The 26,481-nt window shown below is 50.5% G+C and carries 19 protein-coding genes; 9 read left to right on the top strand and 10 right to left on the bottom strand.

Annotated elements, in window-relative coordinates; all coding sequences use genetic code 11:
- The first annotated feature begins 22 nt into the window (after positions 1–22).
- Entirely contained in the window at positions 23–1,633 is a 1,611-nt protein-coding gene (locus C9I98_RS18465; protein ID WP_081879155.1) for a BCCT family transporter, read from the top strand.
- Positions 1,634–1,740: 107 nt separating this feature from the next.
- On the opposite strand, the gene C9I98_RS18460 is transcribed toward C9I98_RS18465, so the two are convergent.
- On the bottom strand, positions 1,741–2,484 hold the full coding sequence (locus tag C9I98_RS18460) for a GntR family transcriptional regulator (RefSeq protein WP_036832377.1): 744 nt from the start codon (positions 2,482–2,484) through the stop codon (positions 1,741–1,743).
- 171 nt (positions 2,485–2,655) lie between these two features.
- Between C9I98_RS18460 and C9I98_RS18455 the strand changes: the two genes are divergently transcribed.
- From C9I98_RS18455 to C9I98_RS18445, 3 genes are read left to right on the top strand one after another with little or no spacing between them, the layout of a single operon-like run.
- Positions 2,656–3,717: an ADP-ribosylglycohydrolase family protein gene (locus C9I98_RS18455; protein WP_036832380.1), complete on the top strand. Its 1,062-nt coding sequence runs from the start codon at positions 2,656–2,658 to the stop codon at positions 3,715–3,717.
- Positions 3,707–5,104 carry a purine-cytosine permease family protein gene (locus C9I98_RS18450; protein ID WP_036832382.1) on the top strand — a complete coding sequence of 466 codons (1,398 nt, stop codon included), beginning with the start codon at positions 3,707–3,709 and terminating at the stop codon, positions 5,102–5,104. Before C9I98_RS18455 ends, C9I98_RS18450 begins: the two co-directional genes overlap by 11 nt.
- Positions 5,105–5,113: 9 nt before the next feature.
- The gene (locus C9I98_RS18445) at positions 5,114–6,109 is read left to right on the top strand and encodes a PfkB family carbohydrate kinase (protein ID WP_173424731.1); all 996 of its coding nucleotides are present in this window, start codon (positions 5,114–5,116) and stop codon (positions 6,107–6,109) included.
- 157 nt (positions 6,110–6,266) lie between these two features.
- Here C9I98_RS18445 and C9I98_RS18440 read toward each other — a convergent pair whose 3' ends face one another.
- Positions 6,267–6,890, bottom strand: coding sequence for a response regulator transcription factor (locus C9I98_RS18440; RefSeq protein ID WP_036832385.1), 624 nt, complete (start codon positions 6,888–6,890; stop codon positions 6,267–6,269).
- 2 nt (positions 6,891–6,892) lie between these two features.
- Positions 6,893–8,668, bottom strand: a complete 1,776-nt coding sequence (locus C9I98_RS18435) for a sensor histidine kinase (protein WP_081879156.1) — start codon at positions 8,666–8,668, stop codon at positions 6,893–6,895.
- Positions 8,669–8,857: 189 nt separating this feature from the next.
- Between C9I98_RS18435 and C9I98_RS18430 the strand changes: the two genes are divergently transcribed.
- Genes C9I98_RS18430 through C9I98_RS18420 form a run of 3 tightly spaced genes read left to right on the top strand, consistent with a single transcriptional unit; the run spans position 8,858 to position 11,477 of the window.
- The gene (locus tag C9I98_RS18430) at positions 8,858–10,453 is read left to right on the top strand and encodes an FAD-dependent oxidoreductase (RefSeq protein WP_081879157.1); all 1,596 of its coding nucleotides are present in this window, start codon (positions 8,858–8,860) and stop codon (positions 10,451–10,453) included.
- A 4-nt stretch (positions 10,454–10,457) separates the two neighbouring features.
- The gene (locus C9I98_RS18425) at positions 10,458–10,907 is read left to right on the top strand and encodes a cytochrome c3 family protein (protein ID WP_158262698.1); all 450 of its coding nucleotides are present in this window, start codon (positions 10,458–10,460) and stop codon (positions 10,905–10,907) included.
- A 9-nt stretch (positions 10,908–10,916) separates the two neighbouring features.
- The gene (locus tag C9I98_RS18420) at positions 10,917–11,477 is read left to right on the top strand and encodes a cytochrome c3 family protein (protein ID WP_036832390.1); all 561 of its coding nucleotides are present in this window, start codon (positions 10,917–10,919) and stop codon (positions 11,475–11,477) included.
- 173 nt (positions 11,478–11,650) lie between these two features.
- Here C9I98_RS18420 and C9I98_RS18415 read toward each other — a convergent pair whose 3' ends face one another.
- The 7 genes from C9I98_RS18415 to C9I98_RS18380 form a co-directional block, all read right to left on the bottom strand.
- Positions 11,651–11,995: a hypothetical protein gene (locus tag C9I98_RS18415; protein ID WP_036832394.1), complete on the bottom strand. Its 345-nt coding sequence runs from the start codon at positions 11,993–11,995 to the stop codon at positions 11,651–11,653.
- A 147-nt stretch (positions 11,996–12,142) separates the two neighbouring features.
- Complete coding sequence (locus C9I98_RS18410; protein ID WP_107272315.1) at positions 12,143–15,250, bottom strand: efflux RND transporter permease subunit; 3,108 nt, start codon at positions 15,248–15,250, stop codon at positions 12,143–12,145.
- Positions 15,250–16,317, bottom strand: coding sequence for an efflux RND transporter periplasmic adaptor subunit (locus C9I98_RS18405; protein WP_245907186.1), 1,068 nt, complete (start codon positions 16,315–16,317; stop codon positions 15,250–15,252). The genes C9I98_RS18410 and C9I98_RS18405 overlap by 1 nt, the downstream gene beginning before the upstream one ends.
- Positions 16,318–16,721: 404 nt before the next feature.
- A complete protein-coding gene (locus C9I98_RS18400; protein ID WP_036818462.1) occupies positions 16,722–19,013 on the bottom strand; it encodes a patatin-like phospholipase family protein in 2,292 nt (763 codons plus the stop codon).
- 170 nt (positions 19,014–19,183) lie between these two features.
- Positions 19,184–21,169 (bottom strand): replication initiator protein RctB domain-containing protein, encoded by a 1,986-nt coding sequence (locus C9I98_RS18395; RefSeq protein ID WP_107272331.1) that lies wholly within the window; start codon positions 21,167–21,169, stop codon positions 19,184–19,186.
- A gap of 1,305 nt (positions 21,170–22,474) precedes the next feature.
- A complete protein-coding gene (locus C9I98_RS18385) occupies positions 22,475–23,155 on the bottom strand; it encodes a M28 family metallopeptidase (RefSeq protein WP_036817547.1) in 681 nt (226 codons plus the stop codon).
- A gap of 6 nt (positions 23,156–23,161) precedes the next feature.
- Positions 23,162–23,950 (bottom strand): PA domain-containing protein, encoded by a 789-nt coding sequence (locus C9I98_RS18380; protein ID WP_036817546.1) that lies wholly within the window; start codon positions 23,948–23,950, stop codon positions 23,162–23,164.
- A 249-nt stretch (positions 23,951–24,199) separates the two neighbouring features.
- On the opposite strand from C9I98_RS18380, the gene C9I98_RS18375 reads away from it, so the two are divergent.
- A complete protein-coding gene (locus C9I98_RS18375; protein ID WP_036817544.1) occupies positions 24,200–25,414 on the top strand; it encodes an AAA family ATPase in 1,215 nt (404 codons plus the stop codon).
- An 8-nt stretch (positions 25,415–25,422) separates the two neighbouring features.
- Complete coding sequence (locus tag C9I98_RS18370; protein ID WP_036817538.1) at positions 25,423–26,397, top strand: ParB/RepB/Spo0J family partition protein; 975 nt, start codon at positions 25,423–25,425, stop codon at positions 26,395–26,397.
- Positions 26,398–26,481: the final 84 nt, after the last annotated feature.

Here is a 26,481-nt window from a genome sequence, read left to right as displayed (position 1 = left end):
TTAAAATTAAAGGCGTTAGAAGATGAAACTGAAAACCTCTGAACTCGACTTGAAGCTGACCTTTATCAGCTTCACTGCCGTACTCCTTCTTGGGGTGCTGGCAGTGCTCTACCCCGAATCGGTAAAAAGTACCATGGGCAGTATGCTCGACTTTACCGTGATAAACCTTGGCTCAGGCTTTTTGTGGTATACCTTGCTTGCCACGGCTATCCTGCTTTACTTGGCTTTCTCAAAATACGGTGCCATCCGCCTTGGCGGCGACAAGCCAAAATTCAGCAAATTCCAGCTGTTTGCCATGGCACTGTCGGCCGGTATGGGCGCCAGTACCATGTACTGGGGCTTCATCGAAAGCACATACTACTTCATGGATCCGCAGTTCGGCATCGTCGACCGTGCACTGGCCATGGAGTATGCCTCAGCCTACAACATGTTCCACTGGGGCGCGGCTGGCTGGTTCTGCTATCTGATCGTTGCAATTCCGTTCAGCATAGTGTTCTACCTCAAGAAGAACCGTCGCATGAGCCTGAGCGGCGTGGTCAACAGCCTGTTCAACGACCGACTTCCGGTATGGGTACAGAAGCTCATCGATCTCCTGTTCATCATCACCACCTTGGCAGCAACGGCACTGACCCTTGGCCTTGGCATCCCGATGATTTCCTCTAACCTAAGTGCACTGACCGGGATCCCTGACAACTTGTTCTTAGGTATTGGCGTTATCCTGGCCCTGTCTGTGGTGTTCTCGCTAAGCTCTTACATCGGTATCGAAAAAGGCATGGCGCGCCTAAGTAGCGCAACCATCTACATCTGCGCCGGCTTCATTGGCCTGATCTTCATCATTGGCCCATCGGCGCTGATCTTGAACAACACCACCAATGGCCTGGGTATCATGCTAAGCGAATACCTTCGTATGAGCACCAATACCGATCCGTTTGGCACCACCCTTTTCCCGCAGTACTGGACCGTTTTCTTCCTAGCTAACTGGATCTCCTACTCACCGGGTGTGGGTGTGTTCATCACCAAAATCTCGCAAGGCCACCGCGTACGCGATGTAGTATTGATCCTTGTGGGGGCGGGTACCCTGGGTAGTGCGGTTATCTTTGGTGTGTGCGGCACTTACACCATGAACTTCATCAACAGTGGGGCAATCGACGGTGTTAGCCTAATCAATGCCAACCAGCCGACAGAGCTTGTGCGCGAAGTGTTCAACCAGAGCCCAATCCCGGTGATCCTAACCGCGGTTTACCTGGTGACTATGGTACTGTTCACCGTAACCACACTGGACGGCACGTCTTACTCGCTGGCGGGGATTGCCACCAAGCGCCTGGACGAAAATGCCAACGTTTCGCCGCTGTTCCGCCTGTTCTGGTGTCTGCTGCTAACGGTGCTGCCAATCATCTTCCTGTTGATCAATGCTGATCTGAACATCTTGAAGTCGTTCCCTGTACTGATCATCGTGGTGATGGTACCTATCTTTACCGTTACGGCCATCAAGGCACTGAAGTATATCCAGAGCGAGTTTGGCCACCTTGACCCAAGCAAGATCGAGCAGCACTCGATCGATATGCTGGACCGTGAGCCAGAGAGCCAAGCGAGCGATGGCAAAGACGGCAAGCTAGAAATGCAGACCGCATAATGCATCCCTAGCCATCGGCTAAATCAACACATAAACAAAAGCCAGACATCGAATGTCTGGCTTTTTGTTTCGCGGAACATAAGGTTAGCTCAAAAGATCAACAGACCTTAATTACCGACCTGCACCTTGAAGTCAAACTTATAGTAGTCGCTGCGGCATATCGCCGAGCCGTACTCCAGCACCCTGCCCGCCTTATCGACACTCTTCAAGATAATTTTCATCAACGGCAAGCCGTGGGGGATCTCCAGCATTCTGGCTTCTTCTTCAGTGGGCTCATACACACTGAGCGAATAGTCTTGGGTGTGGGGCTCGATGCCCTGCTCGCGCCAATAGGCGTACAGCGAGCCTTCCAGCAAATCCGGACGCGGCAAGAACTGCTCGGGAATGTACATGGTCTCGATGGAAACGGGCACGTCGTCGGCAAGGCGGACACGCTTGATCTTGGCGATGGTTTCACCGCTTTCGGTGGCCAAGTGCAGGCCCAGCTCGTCGTTGCACGCCACCAGCTCCCTCACCAACCAACGGTTTGCAACGGCCCCTTGCTGTTGCAACTGGGCGGAAAAGCCACCGCCGGACAAGTTGTAGTGGATAGGCAGGTTGACCATGGTGCCCTTGCCTTGCTTTTTCACCACCATGCCCTGCTCTAGCAACTCCGCCAATGCCTTCACCACGGTGACCCGCGACACGCCAAGCGCCAAGGAGAGCTTGCGCTCCGATGGCAGCATGCTGCCGTGAACCAGCAGCTTATCGACGATGGCTTGTTCAATGCCTTGTTTTAGCTGGATATATAGCGGGACTGATGAATCAAAGTCCAGTTTGTCTTTCACTTGGCTAAGAAGTTGCTGCTCCACTTTCCACCGTCCAAACGCGTTCTTTAATCAAAAATAAAACCAATGGCATAGTATCAAAGAGTGAGGGGTAAATCACATTGGCATACAAAAGGATTTTAACTGGACTTAAAGTGGACTTATTATGATTGGGTAAAGTGCAAAATTTAAGCGTCCCTTGGAGTGAAATACACGATGCCAGCGTCACAGCCACAGTCTTCCCTGCTAGAACAGAAAATCCTTGGTTGCCTCTACGGCCAAGCCATCGGTGATGCCATGGGCATGCCGTCTGAGCTTTGGACCAAGAACCAAGTCACCGCCTATTTTGGTTGGATCAGCGATTTTCTACCGGGACCCGAAGAAAACATTGCCGCCAATGAATTCGAGGCGGGCGAATTTACCGACGATACCAGCCAATGCGTAGCGCTGATGGATGCCATCATCGAAGATGAAGGGGACATCATCCCCGAAAACATCGCCAAGCACATCATTGCCTGGGCCAAGCGTATTGATGCATTCGAGAAAAATATCTTGGGCCCAACATCGAAATCAGCGCTAACCGCCATCACCCAAGGGGTGCCATTCGAGAAAATCGAAGCCAACGGCGTCACCAATGGCTCGGCGATGCGCGTGGCACCCATGGGTTGCTTGCTGCCAACCCACGATAAAGACCAGTTTGTCTCAGGGGTAAGGCTATCTTGCCTGCCGACCCACAAATCAGATATTGCTATCGCAGGCGCGGTGGTGATCAGCTGGGCTATCAGCCGTGCCCTAGAAGGAGCAAGCTGGCAGCAAATCAAAGGGGAAGTCATTCCGCTGGCCAACGATACCCAGCGCCAGCATGAGTCCACTTTCAGTCCACTACTGGGCCACCGTATCAACTTTGCCCTTGCCGTGGTTCAAGCGTCAGCCAGCGCGCAAGATGCCAAGACGGCACTGAACGACTTGTATGAGCAAGTGGGTGCCGGCATGGACATTATCGAGTCGGTACCAACCGCCATCGCACTGGTTGAGCTGGCAGACACCCAGCCTCTTCGCTGTGCCGAGTTGGCTGCCAACTTGGGTGGCGACACTGATACTATTGGCGCCATGGCCGTGGCCATATGCGGTGCCCTGCACGGCCTTGATGCCTTCGCCGACCAGCACATTGATTTGATCAACCAAGCAAACAATATCGATTTTACCCCTTACGCCCAAACACTTGCGACATTCCGCCTCGCCCGAATCCAACAGGAAGGACAAGATAATGAGCAATAAAGATACCCTATCAACCAACCAAGCCGTGGGAAGCAACGATCCCAGCATCGAAGATCTCGGTATTGGCTTAGTCCCGCAAAGCCAGCAAACCAAGAAACCAGCGGAGCTGTTCTTCGTCTGGTGTGCCGCCAATATCGGTATTCTGGGTGTTGTCTATGGCGCAATCATCGTCTCGTTCGGCCTGTCGTTCTTCCAATCGCTCCTGGCCGCCATTGTCGGCGTGGCGTCCTTTGCCTTGGTGGGCGTTTCGAGTATCGCAGGTAAAATAGGCCGCACCACCACCCTAACCCTGTCGCGTTCAAGCTTTGGCAAGAAGGGCAACATTGCCCCAACCGCGTTCTGCTGGATCAACCTGATGGGCTGGGAAGCGGTCAATATCATTACCGGTACCCTCACCCTTGCCGCCCTGTTTGCGGCATTGGGCTTTGCCGAGGGCACACTGAGCACGGCGATTTCTCTGTTGCTTTTCGGCGGCTTAACCGTAATGGTTAGTATGCTCGGCCAAAACACCGTGCTGCTGATGCAAAAATGGATCACCCGCACCTTTGGTGCGATGACCTTCCTGGTGGTGCTCTACCTGATGGCAACCGCAGATTGGGATGCGATCATGGCCCTGCCTTCAGGTAGCTGGATCACCGGCTTCCTGCCGGCGGTATCTATTATTGCTGCGGGAACCGGGATCAGCTGGGCCATTGCCGGCGCCGATTACAGCCGCGATCAAAGCCCATCGTCGAGCAAGCAAGGTATCTTCACCTCCGTAGTCGGTGGTGCTGCGCTACCGCTGATCCTGCTGATGCTAACCGGTATTTTGCTAACGGCCCAGATCCCTGACTTGGCTTCCCACGAGAACCCAATCTCTGCCATTGGCCGCTTGCTGCCATCATGGATGGCCGTGCCATACCTCGCAGCGGCGACAGCCGGTATCGTGACTATCGCGGTACTGAGCCTGTACTCAGCCAGCCTTAACTTGCTTAGCATGGGTATCAAGCTCAAGCAGCGTACCGCGGTGGCATTGGATGCGGTATTGGTACTTGGCGTTGCCCTGTATGTGCTGTTCGTTTCTGGCGACTTCCTTGGCCCGTTCATCTCGTTCTTGGTGTTCTGCGGCGTCTTCTTGGCGGCATGGGCGGCGATCTTCATCACCGACTTCTACACCAAGCACCAGCATGCGGGTTATACCCAACATGAACTATACGGTGAAACGGGTACCATCAAGCCAACACTATGGTGCTGGATTGCAGGCTCGCTATCTGGCCTGATGGTCAGTAACACCGGCTTCATCGATGGCCCGTTTGCTGTGGGTATTTTTGCCGATTCAAGCCTGGGGCTATTCGTCTCGTTCATTGTGAGCATGGTGCTTTACCGCATTACCCTAAAGCGTGGTTAGGAACAGCCTATGATTGATTTGAACTCACTCACCGCCAAACAACCCGTCATTGTTGTGGGTGCCGCGTTTGGCGATGTCATGCTCGGCCTAGACCGATTACCGCAAAGCGGCGGTGATGAAATCGCCCAAGAGTTGGGACGCCACATCGGTGGTTGTGCCTTCAATGTGGCAAGGGCACTCGCTAGGGTGGGCAATGCACCAATCAATGCGATTCCGGTGGGCAATGGCAGCTGGGGCCGCGAGGTTGAAAAAGCCATGGCACAAGAGGGGCTGCCAATCCTGCTCAGGCACCCCGATCACGATAACGGTTGGTGCATCGCCATGGTCGATGCCACCAAAGAGCGTACCTTTATCACCGTCGACGGTTGCGAGCAGTACTGGAGCGACGAGCTGCTGGCGCAGATCCCGATGCCATCCCAAGCCTTGGTGTATGTCTCGGGCTATGAGCTGGTCAGCGAGCAAAGCGCACCGCTGCGCCAATGGTTGCTGAACCTGCCAAACGAGTACCGCTTGTTCGTCGATTTCGGGCCGCGTCTGGCAGATATTGATGCAGAGTTTATTAAACAGCTGCTCGCCAAGCAGCCGATCCTGACCTTGAACAGGGACGAGCTTGCCTTACTAAACCAGCGCGTCAATAACCAAAATATTGATCAAGGCATTAACCAGGGCAATCACCCAGCAGAGAGTGGGATTGAAGAGGCGGTGGCATTTTCTGCCCGGCACAACATTGCGCTGATATGTCGCTTCGATAAGGATGGCGCCCAGATCTGCCAGCCGGGTTTTGCGCCACAGCCAATCCCCGCCTTCAAGGTGGATGTGGCAGACACCATTGCCGCTGGCGACAGCCACTGCGCGGGTGTCTTGGCAGGGCTCTCCGCAGGCTGGACGCTTGAGACGGCGACCACGCTAGGCAACATGGTGGCAGCCATTGTGGTTAGCCGTCCCGGCTCCGACGGCGCACCAAGTATTGATGAGCTGCGGCAGTTCCAAGCAAAGCACCCGTGATTTAGGGCTCGCACCAGGCTGATATCAATACCTGTATCAGTAATACAAACAAAAGCCAGCCCACCATTTGGTGGGCTGGCTTTTACCTTGGTGACTATTTACTCGCGATAACCACAGGTCATTGCCGCAGTTGACTATGGACAATGATAAGGCTCTCTTACTCGCTGAACTGGTTTAGTATACGAAGAATCCGTTGTCCTTCAAAAGCTAGCTGGATACCCGAGGATACCCCCATTTTTTTAAATAAATTATGACGATGTATTTCGGTGGTACGGAGAGCAATGCATAGCTCGTCAGCAATTACCTTGTTTGGCTTTCCTTGTATAATCAATGGGATCAGCTTTTTTTCTCTTTCTGTTAACCGTGCAATCCGTGATTCCAAATCAGTATCTGCTTGCTTTGCAGAATAAATACTAATGGCAAGATCTTGGGCTTGAGCAACAACCTTACAAAGCTCCTCTCCCTTAACTGGCTTTTGTAACAGATCAGTGGCCCCGCGCTTGAATGCAAGCTTGGTTATTTCTACATTGGCGTGGCCGGTAAGAAAAATGATGACAAGACAATTGTCAGTCTGTACGAGTACTTCTTGTAATTCCAAGCCATCCATTAATGGCATATTGATATCTAACAGAACCACCCCTGGCAGCTGCTTATTGACGTTACTCAAAAACTGCTCAGCTTTACTAAAGCTCCGCACCTCCATACCCTCGCCACTTAGCAAATAAGAAACCGAGTCAATTATCCCCATGTCATCGTCGACTAAATATACAGGGCAAGACATTATTACTCCTTATCGAAACACCTTGGTAAGGTAATCAAGAAGCGGGTCCCTTGCTGTTGCTGGCTCGCTTCAATTGTACCGGAATGCATCTCAATGATTCTTTTGCTAATAACCATTCCCAGCCCTAAGCCAGATCTTTTGCTACTTTGGAATGGCATAAATAACTGCTTCAACTGCTCGTCTGAAATTCCACTCCCATTGTCTGCAAGCTCAAGAGTCAAATAATGCTCATCACAATTGGCCATTATGGAGATGGCTCTTTCACCACAGTGGCAATTATTTAATGCGTCGATGCTATTCTGAATCAAGTTAACAACTACCTGTTGAATCAGAATTGGATCAACATAGACCGAGGTTTCTTCGATATCCAAGCTGACTTCAATATTTTTTCGACTAAAAGTATGCCTAAAAATAAGCAGAGTATTGTTCAGCAAAGTTACAATTGAAATTAACTCCTTTTGATTACTATGCCTTTTTGTAAAATCACGCATTCGCTGAATAACATCACCAGCGCTTAAAGTTTGCTGCTCAATTTTGTCAAAAATATCGAATAATTGCTGAGGGTTTTGGTTACCTTTAGCTACGCATTTCTTGCCAGCAGCTGCATAAATTCCGATCGACATCAGTGGCTGGTTGAGCTCGTGAGCTATGCCTGAAGCTAGCTCTCCACTCAACAACACCCGTTGGGCTTTGTATAACTGATTCGTCTCTTTTTCCAGCAGTTTAGCCGTCTCCTTGTGGCTCTCGATTTCATCGCGTAATTGGGACGAGCGAATATGTACCAAAAAGTTAACGCGAAAATGATAACCAATAAACAATAAAACCAAGCCCCCCAAAATGAGCACCCAGCCGCGATACTTTTCCCACATCCTGACGAAATATGAGGGTTGAAGCCGAATACCAATATCGTCCATAAGGCGGTAGACGCCACTATCATCAACAGGTACCGACCAACCACCGTATTTACCCTTGACGGTAATTTGGCTTTCAGGCGGAATAGACAGCAAAATCCTCGCAATATGATTAGCGTAATCTACAGATACATGCTTCATTCTTGCCAATGTCCAATTAGGGTATAACTGACTAGATACTTCGCATGGGAATGAAAAAGAGGGGGATTGCCGACGCATTACTTTCAAGCTGTTTGGAGGGATCACTCCGTCTCGAACTTCGCCCTCTAATAAACAAGTCGGTACAATCGCGAAATCAGCTTCACCGCTCAGAACTTTAGCCAATAAGTCCTGTTGCGGATAACCGATAAAGGCCAGGTTTTTTAGATCTGATTTACGAACCCCTTCAAGCAAAAACTCCCTCTCCATAACTCTAAATCCACCAAATGCATCTTCGCTGACAGAAACTATCAACCGGTTTCTCAATGAGTTAAGGTTGGTAATTTCAGCCTCATCAATGCGCCCGATCAACGCTGAGCCAATCGCATTACTCGCCTCCCCATCAAAAGGACTCAGATTAAGCATTTTTACTGCTTGGTAGCGATATTTATACAGTAAAAACTGAATGCCGTTAGTTAAGGTGAAATCAACTAATTGATTCCTGACGAGATGCTCCATTGTTGGAATATCGGTGGGGATAATAACGAAATGGTAATCGGGCAAGGCAGAGTTAAGATAGTCAATCGTCGGCTGCCACCGCTGCAGCGTATAAGCTGGCCCATCAAAAGCGAGCACCCCAATTTTTACAAGCTTCTGCTCTGCATGACAACAAAAGCTCATCACAATACCCATCAAAAATAAAAGTCTTGTTCTTTTCAAACTAGCCATAACTCAAATGGTGCATTAACAACATTACCAGTAGGGTGTCACATACACAGACTAACCGTTTGCTTTAGATCAATCCGGCTCATTAAATGCGGTTTACCACTATAGAAGTAGGCCTTTCCTCGCTGAACAATACTCCACATCCAAAACTTAAACTAACAAGCAACTTACTGTGAATGTGGAGCAACAAAAATGCCTACAAAAAATACACGTCGTAATCTCATAAAAATAGGGTTAGGGGCTGCAACTATAGCCCCCCTATCAGCCATGGGACTGACTTCCAAAGCATTTGCCCAAACCAATGCTGATGACATCCAGTGGGATGACGAAATGGATGTTCTAGTGGTTGGAACAGGGATGTCAGGTCTAACAGCCGCTATCACAGCGGCCGAAACCAACTCCCAGCTAAAAATAGTTGTTGCCGATAAGATGTCTCGCCTTGGCGGATCGTCACTGATTTCAGGACTAAACATGGCGGTCGTTGGGTCACCGATGCAAAAGAACATCGGAGTGACAGACGACAACTGGGAGCGACTCTATGCCGATATAGAAAAAGAGGCCAAAGGCTACAACCACCCCGAGCTGACAGAAGTGTTAGCTAAAAATACCCTCAACCTATTTAATTTCCTGACAGAGCACGGTGTTAAATATGACATGAGTGTCGGTAATGGGACTGGTATCAAAAAACTGGGTGGCCATAGTCGCCCTCGCACCGTATGGCCATACCACGGTGGTACAGGTGTTATCAAAGAACTGTTATCGTTCTGCCAAAAAAAACTACCTAACGTCGAAATTCGTAAAAAGGTTCTGATCACCGATATTTTGCGCAATGAGAATGGACGCGTTATTGGGGTTAAGGTTCGAGAGGGCTATTGGTTTGATCGTGATGTCGAGGATATGAGCCTAAACGACGATCGAAGCTTCAATAAAACAGGTCAAACCAAGTATTACAAAGTCAAACGCGGCCTAGTCATGAGCACAGGCGGGTTCAACCAAGATAAGGCCTTTCGCGCAGGTGAGATTCCTGTGATGTACAATGCTGCCGCAACAACCCAACCGGGTGCGACAGCCAGTGGAATCAAGCCCATGATCAAAGCAGGGTTCAAACCGGTCCACTTAACCCTTTTCCGTTTCGCTTTTGCGATCCCGACAGAGGATATCTTGTGGGGTGTACTGATAAATCCGCGTACTTGTGATCGTTTTGTTGACGAATACAACAGCAATGATCGCCAAGCAATCGGGATGGCTATACTGGGTGAACGCGCCAAGGTTGATAATGAAAATGTAGTTCTGATTTACGATCAGAAAGGTATCGATAGCTACCATGACAAGCAACGATTACAACTCTCCCTTGACGGAAAAAATGGCACTGGGGGGGATATGTGGAAGTTCGATACTCTTGAGCAGCTTGCCGAGCATTTCAAGATGGATGTCAGCAAATTAAAAGCTTCCCTTGATAAATACAATACAAATATGGAGCAAGATAAGGATCAATTCGGCAAGCCTAAAAGCAAACTAGGTGCAGCATCATCAATTAGTACAGCACCTTATTACGCTATGCAGCTTAACCCCCGATACAACTATTCGCAGGGGGGAGCATTAATCAATGCCAATGCCCAACCTCTTGACATCGTAACCTCCGAACCAATCACAGGAGCATTCGTCTGTGGCGAAGCTGCTGCAGGCACTTTTGGCTATATTCGCCTGACGGCATGCTCATCACTTGATTGCGGCATATTCGGTATGGTTGCTGGTCAGAATGTGGCTAAAGAAAAACCGTGGGCTTAGCATTATGCAAAATACATTTTACTGCTTACTAACCACGTTGCTCTCACTCATCTTAGCTTTTGCCACTTTAAATAGTTTTGCCGAGGCAAATAAGCAAGTCTCGAGCGAAGAGCTTGTCACGGCATTTTCAACTCAAGAGAAATTTCCAAAGAGTGCCTTTAAGTTGAAACCACACCACAAAGCGCTACAGCTAGAATGTGCTAATTGCCATGACAATGCCAAAGAAGGGGAATACAAACGATTAGAAACGGAAGACTGCCTTCAGTGCCACAAGTCTCGGGAAGCGGTTGCAGACCGTACCCAGTTTATGGATGTAAACCTCACCAACCCGCATAACTCGCTGCACGATAGATTAGATTTAGACTGCTACGAATGTCATGCAGAACATAAGCCTTCACAAAATCTATGCTCATTCTGTCATAAGACAGATTCATGGATGGGTCAGGTACCGTAGAGGGAAGTCATGAATAAGCTAAAATTTGCAATTTTACTGATTATTGTCGGCGGGATGTTAGGGCTGGGGGTATCTTTACTATCGGCGGAGATCATCAAGAACACTAACGATGCTGCATTTTGCGGTAGCTGTCATTCGATGAAGCCGATGGCCGATACATTTAAACTGGATGTCCATGGTGGTAAAAATGAGCATGGCTTTGTCGCGGAATGCGCTGATTGCCACTTGCCTAAAGATAATATCGTTAACTACATGGTGAAAAAGACCTCGCACGGTATTAACGATGTATTCAAAGAGGTGTTTACTGATACCGATAAAATAGACTGGATAAGTCTTAGAAATGAAAGAGAACGTTTTGTCTATGATTCGGGCTGCTTGTCCTGCCATCAAAACTTGCTGAATAAAACTGAGGCAGATAACCCAAGATCACTGGAGTTGCACGCAAAATACAACCAAACCCAGCAAGGTGACGAACCATTGAATTGTGTCTCCTGTCATGTGACAGTAGGCCACAACGGGATGTTAAGAAGCGAGCTAAACAAGTATTACCCAGAATACACGTTCAAATAGACACTGCTAGTTTATCCTGTCATGAAAACTGTCCCCTCGCCCATTCATATCTAATGTAATTTAAAGCACCCCACAATGGGGTGCTTATTATATTTCCAGCCTCAGAATGCCTTGATCATTGTTCCGCGACTAGCGCTGGTAGCGAAAGGCAAAAGGCTGGCCTTGCTCAAGTGTTAGTGCTTGAAGGTACTCGCCTCGTTGGCGCTGGTGGCCGTTAGGTCACCGGCCGGATTGATCAGGTGAGGCAAGATTTTAGGCAGGTTCAGCTCGATGTCTTTGTCTTCAACAGTGTCGATCACTTCGTTGTACCAGCCCAGCAGCCCCATCGCCGCGTAGCCAATGGCATCGTCTTCGTCGCGGTGCTCAAGAATGATCTGCAAAAAGCGAAGAATGGCCTTGTCATTCGACTTCGCCTGCTTCAAGGTCTCGTGGAAAATCGCGGTTGACTCAGCAATCAAGCCTTCATACTCAGTTTCAACGGCAACTTTGAATGATCCGCCATCAATAGAAATTTTCATCTCAAATCTAACCCATTGTTTGAATTACCCTGAGCGTAGCGGAAAAAGCCGACACTGTCGTTGATTTGGCGCAGTCTAACTCTGCCCGGCACACTATTTCGGTGTTACTTGAATGCTGGGATTAATATTTGGTTTGAGGTATTGGTATTAGCTTTTGTTGTCCGGCTCGGCCAATTGCTCTTGCAATTGGTGGGCAACGTGCTCGGGGCTCTTGGTATGGCGGGTTAGCTGAAAGTACATTACCGGTACCACCACCAAGGTAAACAAGGTTGCCACCGTGATCCCGCAAAGTACCACAATGCCTATTACCATCCGGCTTTCGGCACCGGCACCACTGGCCAATATCAGCGGTACCGCCCCCGCAGCCGTGGTGATGGCCGTCATCAAGATAGGACGCAGGCGCTGGGCAGAGGCGGTAAGGATGGCTTCGGCAAACGCCACCCCTTGATCACGCAGCTGGTTGGCAAACTCGACAATCAAGATGCCGTTTTTCGCCGCCAGGCCAATCAAAATGATCCCGCCGATTTGCGAGTAGATATTGAGGCTCTGATCGGTGAAGTAGAGTCCGAACAGGGCGCCAACCGTGGCCAGCGGCACCGTCAGCATGATCACCATTGGGTGGATATAGCTTTCAAACTGGGCTGCGAGCACCAAGAACACCACCAGCAAGGCCAATGCAAACACGAACAGGGAGGAGGAACTCGAATCTTGGTAGTCCTGCGATGCCCCCTTGTAGCTGATCACCGCATCGGCCGGCAGGTTGTCGCGCACCAATCCATTGAGGTAGGCCAGTGCCTCGCCCAGGGTATAGCCCTCGGTCAAATTGGCCTCGAGGGTGATAGCGCGAACCCGGTTATAGCGGTTGAGCTGCGGCGGCCCGGCATAGTCTTCGATGCTAATCAGGCTGGAAAGCGGTATTAAGCTGTCGCCTTGGCTTGAGCGCACATACAAACTAGCCAAGTCTGCCGCCGAATTCAGCCGCTCGCGTTGGCCTTCGATCACCACATCGTACTCTTCACCCTGCCACGGATAGGTTGTTACTTGGCGCGAGCCAAGCATCGACTCCAACGTTTGGCCTATTTCCTTGAGCGAGACCCCAAGATCCCCCGCCCTGTCCCTATCGATATCAACCCGGAGCTGGGGGACGGTTTCCTTGTAATCATGATCAAGCCCCGTCAGCCCCTTGTTGTTTGCGGCCTCGGCCAAAATGATATCGCGCCACTCGGCCAGCTCTTCATAGCTGCCGCCCCCCAACACGAACTGCACCGGCTTGCCGACCCCGCGGCCAAATGGCTGGCGCATCACGGGGAAGGCGGTGATCCCCGACAAGTCGCCCAACCGGCGGTGGATATCGCCAATGATGGCATTGGCACTGCGCCGTTGCGACCAGTCTTCCAGCACCACAATGGCAAACCCGTTGGAAAAATTAGACACCCGTCCCCACCCCCTCGGGGCGCGGATCAACAGCCGCTTGATTTCCCCGGACTCCACCAAGGGCATCAGGCGGTGCTCGACCTCATCCATATACGGCTGCATGAACTCATAGCTCGCCCCTTGCGGGCCATTGATGATGATAAACATTGCCCCGCGATCTTCTCGTGGCGCAAACTCCGAAGGCAGGGTCGTGATCAGCCAGCTGCTGCCAAGCAAGGCAAGCGCCAGTACCGATGCCACCCACAACGGCTTATTCAAGCGCATTGCCAACCATTGTTGGTATTGCTTGGTGACCGCTGCAAGCCCAGCCCCTATCTTCTGCGCCAGCCAAGGCACCTTGTGGCTCGAGTGCATCAGTTTCGATGCCAGCATGGGGCTTAGCGTCAGCGCCACCAAGGAGGAAATCACCACCGCGGCGCTTATTGCAATCGAGAACTCGCGAAATAGCTTACCCAGATCCCCTTCCAGAAAACCGATAGGCAAGAACACCGCCACCAGCACCACAGTAGTGGCAACGATGGCGAAGCTCACTTGCTTGGCGCCCAAAAAGGCAGCCTTGAGCGGCGGTTCGCCGAGCATGATCCGGCGGTGGATGTTTTCCAGCATCACAATGGCATCATCCACCACAATGCCGATAGCCAGGATCAATGCCAGCAGGGTCAGCAAGTTAATGGTAAAACCCAAGGCGTAAAGCACGATGAAGGCACCAATCAACGAAACTGGCAGGGTCAACGCCGGGATCAGCATCGCCCTCACGCTGCCGAGGAACAGGTAAATCACCAGTACCACCAGCAACAAGGCAATCGCCAAGGTCTTGTAGACCTCGTTGATCGAGGCTTGGATGAACACCGATGAATCATACGATCGCTTGATCATCATTCCGTCGGGCAAGGTCGGGTTGAGTTGATCCACCAAGGCATTCACCGCATTGGCCACCGCCAAGGTATTGGCCGTCGACTGGCGGGTGATCCCCAAGCCAATCATGTCTTGGGTGTTGCCCCGAAAGGTGATCCGCTCTTCCTCGGCAGCCAGTTCGACCCGCGCCACATCGCGCAACCTCACCAAATAGCCCGACTCGCCGGTACCGACCACCAGCTGGCCGAAATCTTCCGGCTGTATAAAGCTTCGCAGGGTCCGAACCGTGAACTGGCGGTGTTGCGACTCTACCGAACCGGCAGGCAATTCCACATTGTCGTCTCGCAAGGCATCTTCCACATCGGAAACGGTAAGTCCCCTTGCCGCCAACTTTTGCCTATCAAGCCATATCCTGAGCGCGTAAGCCTTACCGCCACCCAGGCGGATATTGGCAACGCCGTCGATCACCGAAAACCGGTCAACCAAGTAACGGCGGGCGTAATCGGTCAACGCCAAGGTATCCATCCTATCGGATACCACATTGAGCCACATGATCACCTCGGAGCTGCCCGACGCCTTCTGCACTTCCGGCGGATCGGCTTCGTCCGGCAGGTTATTGAGGATCCCCGATATTCGGTCCCTGACATCATTGGCTGCCGCGTCGATATCGCGGCTCAGCGAAAATTGCAGCGTGACACTCGAGCGGCCGTCCCGGCTTCTCGAACTGATATTGCGTACCCCTTCCAGCCCAGCCACCCTGTCTTCGATCAATTGGGTAATGCGCGATTCGACAATGGCTGCCGACGCCCCCCGGTAGCTGGTGGACACGGTCACCACCGGCGGGTCGATATCCGGATACTCGCGCAACGCCAGTCGCTCCAGTGCCACCAAACCAAACACAATGAGCAGCAGGCTGATCACCGAGCCCAGCACCGGCCGCTTGATGGACACATCAGATAGCCACATTAGCTTGGCTCCTTGGTCTCAAGGTGGGTAAACCGCTCGTCGGTACGGGTTTCTACTGTCAGGCCGGGACGGGCACGCTGCGTTCCCCGAATAATCACCTGCTCACCGGCCTGCACGCCGGTCACGATTTCCACTTCCCCCCGACGCCGGATCCCGAGAGTGACAGCCCGCTGTTCGACCACACCGTCACCATTGACCACAAACAGGTAGTTCATCTTCTGGCGAGGCACCAAGGCTTCTTCGGGCACCACCATTCCTTGGCGTTGCACCACAATTAATTGGAGGGTAATGAGCATTCCCGGCCGGAGCAATTGCTCCGGGTTATCAATTTCGGCCCGCACCACCACCGAGCGGGTTTGCGGGTCGATCCGGCTATCAATGCCTGTCACCTCACCGTTAAACGAACGCCCAGCAAAGGCAGCAACCTGGCCTTCAATCAACGAGCCTTTCTTCAACTGGCCGATAAAGACCTCGGGTACCGAGAAATCCAGCTTTACCTTGGCAATATCGTCGAGGGTGGTGATCACCGTTCCCGGCGTGACCAAGGCACCGGTGCTGATCTGGCGAAACCCTAATAGGCCCGAGAAGGGGGCACGAATAAAACGGGCATCGCGTTCGGCTTGGTTCTGCGCCAATATCGCCTTCGCCACTTCAATATCGGTAAACAGCTTATCCAGCTCGGAGCTGGCAATGGTATTGCGCCGAACCAGTCCTTCGATCCGCTTGTATTCGCGCTGCTGCTCACGCAGGTTCGCCTCTGCCGCCCTAACCTTGGCCTGCTGCTCACCGGATTCAAGCGTCAACAATAGCTGACCCGCCCGCACCTGCTGGCCATCGGCAAAATGCACCTGTTCAACTTTTTCGGTGACCTTGGTTGTGAGAATGATGGACTCGCGCGATCGCACCGTGCCGAGCGCCTCGATTTGCTGGCGAACTTGCTTCTGCTCTACCGGGGCAACCACAACAGTCACCGTGCCCTGAGGGCGTCCCGACGATGGCTGGTGGCGAGACTGCTCCTTGAACCAAACCGCAACCGCGAGACTGGCAAGGATCACTATTGAAATCACTATCCCTCTGATACGCACACACCTTCCCTGACTGTTTTAAGGCGAGCAATATGAACGCCATAAATTCAGTATAGAAAAGCCAGCAAAATCAGGCGCTATTCGACAGGCAAGATATCAATACCATCGTTGGGGGTCTGACGGTGGGGGAGGGAACAAAGGGTGTAAGGAATTTTAGGCAAAAAAAAATGCGAGCCGGTCGATGGCTCGCGAAAACTCATATATTGCATTTCGAGAGGGTGACAAGGCCATTACCCGTCATCCTTGGCGGAGTAGCGGCCTCTCTCATCGAAAGGGACAAAGGTTATATCCACGTACTATTTTGCAGAAACAAAATATCGCTTTGTCAGAGCTATGTCAGAAAGGTATGACATCGGCCTTGATTGTGCTAACCGTTCCATTTTCAATTAGTTAAATGAACTTCCTAGCGTCAAGTAAAATGAGCTCTGACCACCTTCCGCCTGGCCATAGGCAAAGTAGGCAGGCCCTATCGGCGTATCGAGCCCGACAAACACACTGGCCGCCCCCATACTGCTGCCCCAGCTCACATCGGATTTTTGATCCCATACGTTACCGCGCTCCAACGAGCCGCCAATATAGACAGGCACCGAGATCGCGCCGAAGTCATTTTCCAGCAGGCGATAGCTATAAACCAAGGCACCAAACACCCGGTAGCGGCCATTGAGCTCATAACGGTGGTAACCCGACATATTGAACAGGCCACCGAGATCCTGCACATAAATTGGCAGCAAATCATCGGAGTCATAGCCGGATGCCTTGGCAACAGCGGTAATGGTGTGGTCCCCGCGGCTAAACGGCTTCATCAGGTTCACGTTGTAGAACAGGTTTTCGCTTGAGGTTTTTTCCGCCCCGTTAAGCTCACTGTCACTCATGCCAAACCCGACTTCCGCATCCAGCAAGAAACCTTGGCGCGGGAAATAGAAGTTATCGAGGTTATCGAACGCATAGGCGATATAGGGCCCGTGGGCAGTATAATCCTGGCCGCTGCTGTCATTGAGCTCGCTCACCGTACCCGTGTCGACCTGGTAGCCCAGAGAAAGGGCACTCCATGGCCTCACGTTCCAGCCCAGCTCGGCAAAGGCATGGTACTGCTCATACTCGGTTTCGACCGTGGTGCCCACCGGGCGGTCGACTAATTCAGCCTGTTCCTGCGAAAGCTGGAACTCGCGCACTTCGCGGCTCCAGCCAATCCCTGTCGAGGCAAAATATTCTTTCTTGTAGTCCAATGGGATATAAAAACTGGTATTCACCTGTTTCCAGCTCCCCAGCAACCACTCGAACTGCCACTCACCGCCCTTTTCGGTTAGATCGGTATAGATATACTGGGCGCCGAACGAGAAGTCCGAACGGTTGGCAAAGTCATCTTCGAAGGTAAACTTGAGGTTGAGGTAGCCCGGCCCCCAGCTCTTCTCGCGCACATCGAACTTGAGCACGTTCTCGCCGCCCTGGTGGTCGATTTGATAGGTGATCCGCTCGAAAATATCTTGGCTATTGAGTCGTTTTACCGCTTCATCCAATTCATCGTTGCTGACCACCCTTTCGATATCCAAATCCAACAATGCCAGCAGAGCCTCGTCTGGCCGGCGGGTGTTGTTGTCGATTTCGATCCGGTCGATGTAGTAAGCCGAGCTGGCAATCAGCTGGCTGCGGCGATCAAGCTTGGTACGCAGGTATTGACGGTAATCTTGCTCCGACACCTGGTAGGGCAGTAGCTGGGGCAATGCATCCAGCGCAACTTTGCGCCCGGCGACATAAGCTTGCTCCATCTTATCGAAGTCCGGCGCCAGCATGAAAGAGACATCAGGCTGCAGGTAGACGTCCCCCTCCCCCATCAGGGCGCGTTGCTGGTCGGCACTGCTGTTGGTCATGAAGGTCGTTAGCTGGCCCAAGATATTAAATGCGCTGTTAAGATCCTCTTCGCCGAACAGCGCATCGCGCAGATCAACTGCAATGATCACCTCAGCGCCCAGCGCCTGCGCGGCATCCACCGGCATGTTGTTGACCACGCCTCCATCGACCAATACTTGATCATTGATCCGTACCGGCTGCAGTGCCCCCGGTACCGTCATCGAAGCTTGCATGGCGGTGGCAAGGTGGCCCGCATCCAATACGGCCGGCTTAACATCGACAATGTCTGTTGCGACCGAGCGGTAGGGGATTGCCAAGTCATCAAAGCTATCGAGGTTTGGCAGGTTATCGGTCAACTGGCCGAGTAAAATTGCCATACCCTGCCCCTGGAAGGCACCGGGTTTAGACTGGTACTCCCCCTCGATGCTGATACCTAGATCGGAGTAGATTTGGTAGTTGTCGTTTTGCTTCTTACGCCTGAGGACCAGGTCGTTGCGCCCCACCCTGTCGGTGTATCCGCTTTGCCAGTCGGCAAGCATGGTACGACGACGCACTTCCTGCGCCGACAACCCCATCGCATACATGCCGCCAACATAGGCGCCCATGCTTGTCCCGGTGATCACATCAACGGGAATACGAAATTCCTCCAGTACCGAAAGCACACCTATATGCGCCGCCCCCTTTGCCCCGCCGCCGCTCAATACCACACCGATGGTGGGCCGCTCTTCCGGTGTGGGCAACGATTCTGCACGCGCATTCATGGTGGTGATCGGCAGTATCGTGATGGCGATGACACAAGTGATCTTGCGCCACAAAGCTGGGCGTTTCATGACTATTCCCTTAGGTTCAGCAGGCTGTAAGCAATGATAATAACAGACCTAACCCTGCAAAAAACCACAAAAAATTAAGCAAAATGCGAAAGGTATTTAAACAGAACGCATAAAAAAAGCTGCTCGGACCATCGTCCGAGCAGCTTAGTCAATTGCTTTGGCTGGTGGAATTAAATCCCCTGGGCGACGTCGTCCAGGGCGTTCATCACCTGCTCATTGATATGGCCTTCGTAGACCAATTTGCAAACCTTGCGGCGAACCGCGAGGCCGGAGATCAAACGCTCAATCGACAGATGGCGCTCCGCCTGCTGGCTATTGTACAGCTCGATAGTTTTGCTCAACGTCTCGTATGGCACAACCTCGCCACCCACGCGAAGCCAATCAAGCTTCTCTAACAGCCCCTGGCACTCATCGTTGATAGCAGCAACGGAATGACCAGACATTGCCGATAGCGCCGTTATACTGCGTTGTAGGGCTTCTGGTGAGGTATATTTTGACAATGTTATCGTTAATTCGTCCGCGTTGATCTCAACCAAATGCTTACGCAGCTTCACCCGGCGACCCAAGCGACCTTTGGTGCGGCCCTCCTTGCGCTGGATCGGCTCGAACTCACCATCGATGATCTCGGAAAGCTGATCAAGCTCTTGCTTGGGCATGATCTCGTTGCGCAGCGGGTTTGGCATGGTCGGTGCCATTGAGCGCTTGCCTTCGTTGATCGTTTTCGCTCGCGAGTAGCGGATCACCTCATCGGCATCACACTTGATATCAATCTGGTAATCGCAGTAGCGCTTGTCTTCTTCGTGCGGCGTGATCGTCAGGTGGTAACCCCACAAGTTCACGGCAAAAACATGATCCGTCAGTTTCCCCTCGGCAAGCTTGCGCAGTTCACGGATCAAGTCGGTTGAAAAGCGACGCCACTCGATATTGCGTGCCAGCTTCTGGTTCAACTCGCTCAGCAACATAGAGTCATTGACCCGGCGCGACATCCTGCTCCTGAAGAAGGTGTACAGCTGGAATACCAAGGTGTGCTGGCGCAAGATCTCCGGCGGGAACAGGAAGAAGTAATCCCGGGTCAGTAGCTCATCGAAGAACGACGGCTCCCAAACCAAAATATACAAATTCGGCTTGATCCTGATCTCGCCGTCATCCCCTTCCTTCGGTGCTTCCTCAGAAGCGGTGATCGTCCTTGCCAAGAAACGGAAACGATCACTCTTAAAGCCTTCCGGCATATTCTCGCTCATCCACCGACCTGTCAGTTCATGCAACTGAAAGTCAGTAAATTCAATACGATCAATACTTTCGCGGATAGAGTCCCGCGCAGGGCCGCTGTCTTTCTTACCGCGCAACGCCAAGATATCGGTGATATACACCGGGGTTTTGTTCGTCATGCTGCGGGTTTGGATCTCGTAATCCGCAATATGGTGATCGTGGTATTGCACGGTTAGCGTGAACAGGGCAAACAAGGTCATCAGATCATCGACCGTCATGATCGACTTGGATGACCGGGTCTCAATAATTGCCTTGGTGCCACTGATCGCCACCATGGATTTCTGATAGCTTTTCTTAGTTCTTGGCGGTGCCAAAGCCTGATCGATAATGCCAGCCCAGCTGGTTGGCGAGACAACAATTTGATCGGCCTCATCAGGCATAGTCGGCGGTGTTCCCAAGCCATACTCATTAAGCAATTGGCGATTTACATGGTTTTGTGCCAATGCCTTGGAGCGCTTTTGCTTTTCTTTTGCCTTGCTTTGCTCTGAGTTGAGACTGCCCGTGCCTAGCTGGGAAATGAGCATGGCAGGGTTGATGAAGTGGTGCAGCATGGTTTTACCGGCAAGACCTTCTTCAAAGCGAACAGGTTGTTGCTGGAAGAGACCAATACCGACGGCAGCACGTAAGCGCTGTTGGATAGCAGCGCGGGTTAATTGCCCTTCTGTGGCTTCGACAAGCTCTGTGGTTGATACCATACCGTCTTGGCTTGAAAGGCCGCGCAGTGAGATTAAGTTCAACAACTCAATGATACTTTTTGTCACCCCTTTGAAGTGCTGGTATTGAGGTAACCAGTCAACCAAGCTGTCGGGGATCGAAAATAAGTGCCCATCCTTGTGTGATCGTGGTGCTGAGATCAATATTTTTTCTGTTTGTTTATTATTGGGCATGATCGTTGAGTTCACTTGTCATTTGCCGTAGATGCATCATTTTTCCGAAGAAAGATTAATAGAAAAAGATCAAGAAAGAAAGCTCTTTTTGTTATTGATTTTATTAACTGATCTTTTTGATTTTTATGATCTATATGATTTAGTGATCTTATGATCTGGGCGTGGAAATGTTCGTAACTTACTCATTTATATCAAGATTTGGAATGGCCTATCTGGAACAATGATCAAAGGGGGTAAGGAACAATGATCATAAGGACTCCGAAACAATGATCAATAGATGATTGGAAACATGATCATCAATTTATCGAAAGTATGATCATCACCACAAAGAAAGCATGATCATAGCCAATTCACCATTTAATCACAGAGTTATCCACAGGCAGGGCATTGGCACCGTGATTATATCGCTATTGCTTACTGATTTTTGGCCGAATCCCTGCCATTTCAGCCAGAACGATGATCATGATGTGTCTTTTTGAGCCTATTTTTTACAATGATGCTGTTGTAATGGGTGAATCTGGTGCTTTTATCGCCGAACTCAGAATGACACCTACCGTATATTAATCAAACTATTTCATGTGTCCGGCAAGGAACAATGATCAAGTTGAGGTTGGTGTATTTGAATTTCCTTGATTCAGCGGCCCTCGGTGGGAATTTATGCCTGTTTTATGCAGTTTAATTGTCGCTAAAGCCTTATCAAGCCTACATCGACCGTAATTTTGCGGTATGCGTTCATGCTTCCGGTGGAGGCTGAAATCGCAATGAAAAGATGATCATTGCCTTGATCATCTTTTCGTTGAATGGGTGATCTAGGCCAGCCATCTGCATTTCATATTTACATTGCAAATAACCTTGATCATCGTTTCGTATTTTGGGCTTCCATCCAGAACGATGATCAAGTGTTTGTTTGATCAATACGTCACTTTTCCGTTGTTTTTTCCAATTAAGCCTAGTTTCAGGCTGATCGTTGTCATGACTAAGATCTTCGTTTGTGTTGATCATGCTGAAATTTTACGTTTGAATAGTTTTCAGGCTGTTTTCGCTTTGTTTGCTATTTTATGAATGATCTAATTTGAAATGACATTGTCCGTAAACTAGCTCAGTTTTTCACGCTTCCGGTAAATTAGCCCCCAATCCTGATTTACATTGTAAAATAGTGACGCTGTAACAGTTTAAATTTGAATGTTAATCTTGGTTATCTACCACGACTTTAAGCTGTTATTATGTGCAATGATGTTTATATTTTCATGAGATGTAAAAAAGCCGGATGTTAAATCCGGCTTTGATTGGCGTTCGCTAAATAGATTAGCTGGTTGCTTCCCAGCGCCAATTATTGGTTCTCATTAATGCTTCTTTAAAGTTGTGCTTGAGCATCCACTGTTTGGTTTGTTCATCATCCATCTTTACGGCAGGCACTGAATCAAGATTGGCCAGTATTGTGATCAGCTCACCAATACGGCGGAAGTTATTTTCCAAGTACTCCGGCTTTACCTTATCCATGGTGTCACGGTCAGTATGGTAAGTTGGCCTTACCATTTTTGGGTCCATTCCCTGTACCGGCAGGATGACCGGGATCCCCTGTAGCATATAGGGTTTGTGGTCGACGCCCGGGTTGAACTTCTTGTGCTCGTTGATATTTGGGTAGGTGCTGTCCAAGCTGGCAATGTGCTTGCCAACCATCTCGATGAATTGCTCCGTGCCCTTGTGCCCAACCGAGTTAAATCCTTTGGCATTGGCCATCATATCTATGTTAATCATATACTTAATATTGTCTATTTGCTTGTTTTCTACCATTAAATCCACATTGTGGAATGAGCCGAACAAGCCCTGTTCTTCCGCGGCAAATAGAATAAAGTGGATAGTACGCTTGGGTTTTTTGGGTAATGATACCAGATGCTGGGCAATATCCATGACGGTTGCAACACCGACGCCATTATCGATTGCCCCCGGCGATAAATCCCAAGTATCGAGGTGGGCACCGATCACAATGATTTATTCCGGCTTCTCACTGCCTGGCAATACGGCAACAACGTTGCGGTGGGTGGCGTTAACGTAATGGTTGCCATCCATACGGATGTGGGCGTATAGCTTCTGGGTTTTCAGCTTATTGCGGATGTCCATGCCATCTTCGAAGCCTACACTGGCCGCAGGTATTGGAAGGTAGCGGCCAGCACCGCCAGTTAACAGGGTATTGTGTTTGACATTGTTGTGAAGGATGATACCGGCAGCGCCTTTTTTCAGCGCTAGCGCGACTTTGACCGAACGGTGCGGTGCCTTGGAGCCGTCGTCCATGCCGATATTACCGATGACGATTTTTCCTTTAACATCAATGCTTTGATAGTCTTCTTCCATTGCATCGGCAAGGTCGACCACTTCTGCTTTTACGTCGACAGGGGATGGTGAACCACCAAAAGCGACCATGTTGACCGAATAGCTTTGGCCATTGTTAGCAATGATGTCCATCTTGCTCAAGTGGCCCCGGTTCCAGACGTCTTTCACAAATGGCTCAAACCTTACATCAGTAAAGCCCATGGCGGTAAATTTATCATGGCAAAATTGCTCAGCTTCGAAGGCATTTTTCGAACCGCACAGACGGTGCTCGAACTTCTCGGTTAATTGGCTAAGTAGTTCATGGCCTTTAGAGGCATTGCTTTCCTGATAGAAGAAGTTGGCGTTCTTGCTATCTAGCGCGTTGGCTGCAAATAGAAGGCCTACTGCAGCTGTCCCTACACCTGCCCCTACGGCTTTAAGGAATAATCGTCTGCTTTCTGAATGGTTCATAACAATATCCTGTTATTAATTAGCCATAAATTAAGTGGAACGCAGGATTTTATTATGATTGTGGTCATAAATGCGAGGATAAATCTGCATTGTTTGAGCTCGATCGGTTTCATCTTTTGAGCAATATCACACCTTGATTTAACGCGGTTAGTGGTGGATTCAATATTAATCGATATGTTCAGCTTTTTATTGTTTTGGTGTTTTTTTGCTGTACAATTATGGCAAAACAATTCATGGCGAAGATATAAAATGAATAGGGAACAGACGATAGAAAACTTGCTCAATATTGCTGAGCAAACCAAGCAGGTCCAGGCTGACCGTATCGAAATCGTGCTGGAAGAGCGTCGTGAGGAGTTGTTTCCTCCAATGTCTAAGGCACTGATGGAAACGCGTTCGGGGCTGACACGCCGTAAACTGGATGATGCTATTTCGCGTATGGAGGCCACTGGCCACCAGTTCACCAAGAATAATGCAAACCACTACTCAATCACGCTGGAAGAAGCGCACCAGTTGATGGACGCGGCGAAAAAGCCGGCTTTCCACGAGCGTGAGGGGGCGGGCCGCAAGCCTTGGATCGTCAATGTCCAGAACCAAAAGGGCGGTACGGGTAAGTCGATGACCGCTGTTCATTTAGCGGCTTGCTTGGCATTGGATTTGGATAAGCGCTACCGTATTTGTCTTATCGACCTCGATCCACAGGGCTCGCTACGCCTTTTCCTTAACCCGCAAATCAGTGTTGGTGAGCAGGAAACCATTTATTCGGCGGTCGACGTGATGCTGGCAAACGTGCCTGAAGATCAGGAAATCGATAAGGATTTCTTGATGGGCAACGTGGTAATGCCAACCCAATACCCTAACCTGAAGACCATCGCCGCCTTCCCTGAAGATGCGATGTTCAACGCCGATGCCTGGCAAGATCTGGCGGTGAACCAAGATCTCGATATTGTTCGCTTGCTAAAAGAGCGAGTTATCGACCCGATTTCTGACGAGTTCGACGTTATCATGATCGATACCGGCCCGCATATCGATCCACTGGTGTGGAATGCGATGTACGCGTCAAACGCCTTGATTATCCCTTGTGCGGCAAAGCGTTTGGACTGGGCGTCAACGGTTAACTTCTTCCAGCATTTGCCAACGGTATATGAAATGTTCCCGGAGAACTGGCATGGCCTTGAGTTCATTCGCTTGATGCCAACCATGTTTGAAGACGATAACAAGAAGCAGGTATCGGTGCTTACCGAGATGAACTACCTGCTGCGAGAGCAGGTTATGATGGCAACGGTGCCGCGCAGCCGTGCTTTTGAAACCTGTGCTGATACCTATAGTACGGTATTTGATTTAACGGCTGCCGAGTTTGAGGGGGGCAAGAAGACCCTGTCGACGGCGCAAGAGGCAATACAACGAGTTGGCCTGGAGCTTGAGCGCGTAATGCACAGCCACTGGGCTAACCTAAACCGGGAGTAATTTAGCAGATGGCAATTAAAACTACTGATCTTAATGCACGTCTGTTTGGCAAGGCCGATAAGCGCCGTGCCACGACCCCTGCAGAGGCACAGACTGCCGCCAAAGATAAGGCGTCGGTAATCGAGCTGGCGGTGGCGGGTGAAGATACCGTTGCATTCGAGCTGGTAAAAATCAAAGCGGGCGAAGTCGCAGGTAAAACTCGCGTGTTTGCAGAAAATGCCCGTGAGCAGGCATTCCTGAACGAGCATGCACTGGCCGATATTCTTACCACCCTAAAAGATCGCGGCCAGCAATATCCCGCTGTTGGTCGTTGGCTGGATGATGGCAACATCGAAGTGCTCGATGGTAGCCGTCGTCGTATGTCGTGTATCTTGGCCGAGAAAGATTTCCTTATCTATGTCGGTAAGGGGATCAACAGCGAGCACGCCAAGTTCTTGTCCGATGTGGCAAATGCCCACAAACCGTTGTCGCTTTTCGAACGCGGCAAAGAGATGCAAATGTTGCTTGAATCTGGCAAGGTGGCAGATCAAAAAGAGCTGGCCAAATATTGTCAGTGCAGTGAGGCGTTGGTCAGTGGCGCATTGAAGGCTGCTGCGCTGCCAATGGAAGTGTTGATGGCCTACCCAAGCGTGGGTGAGCTTGGTCGCCCAACCATTGTTAAGCTGCACCGTTTGTTCTTTGGCTTACCGATGGACCTACAGCAAAAGTTTGTAGCGGATTTAGCCAGCAACGATGAGGCGATGTGGAAGTCGATCAACGCCACCGGCATCACCCGTATTACTCGTGAAGTGACTAACAAGCTTGAGGAAATGGGTGACGTTTTACAGCCAAAAGTGGAGGTTGAGAAACCCAAGCCACAAGAGTTGGTTAAAGGTAAAATTTCATATACCCGAGATGGTGATAAGTTGCAGCTCAAGCTAAAGAAACTGTCGGAGCGCCAGGCAGATGATATCTTGGCTTACTTGGCTGACTACCTTAAGTAACCTATTCCTGATATTAAAAACCACGCTAGCCAGCGTGGTTTTTTTTCGCCATCAGTTAGGGCAAATTGGTATCATGCCTTCGTA

The organism is Photobacterium sanctipauli (genome assembly GCF_003026495.1).
Lineage (GTDB): Bacteria > Pseudomonadota > Gammaproteobacteria > Enterobacterales > Vibrionaceae > Photobacterium > Photobacterium sanctipauli.
Note: the sequence above shows the minus strand (reverse complement) of the source record. Positions and strands in the feature narration are given on the sequence as shown.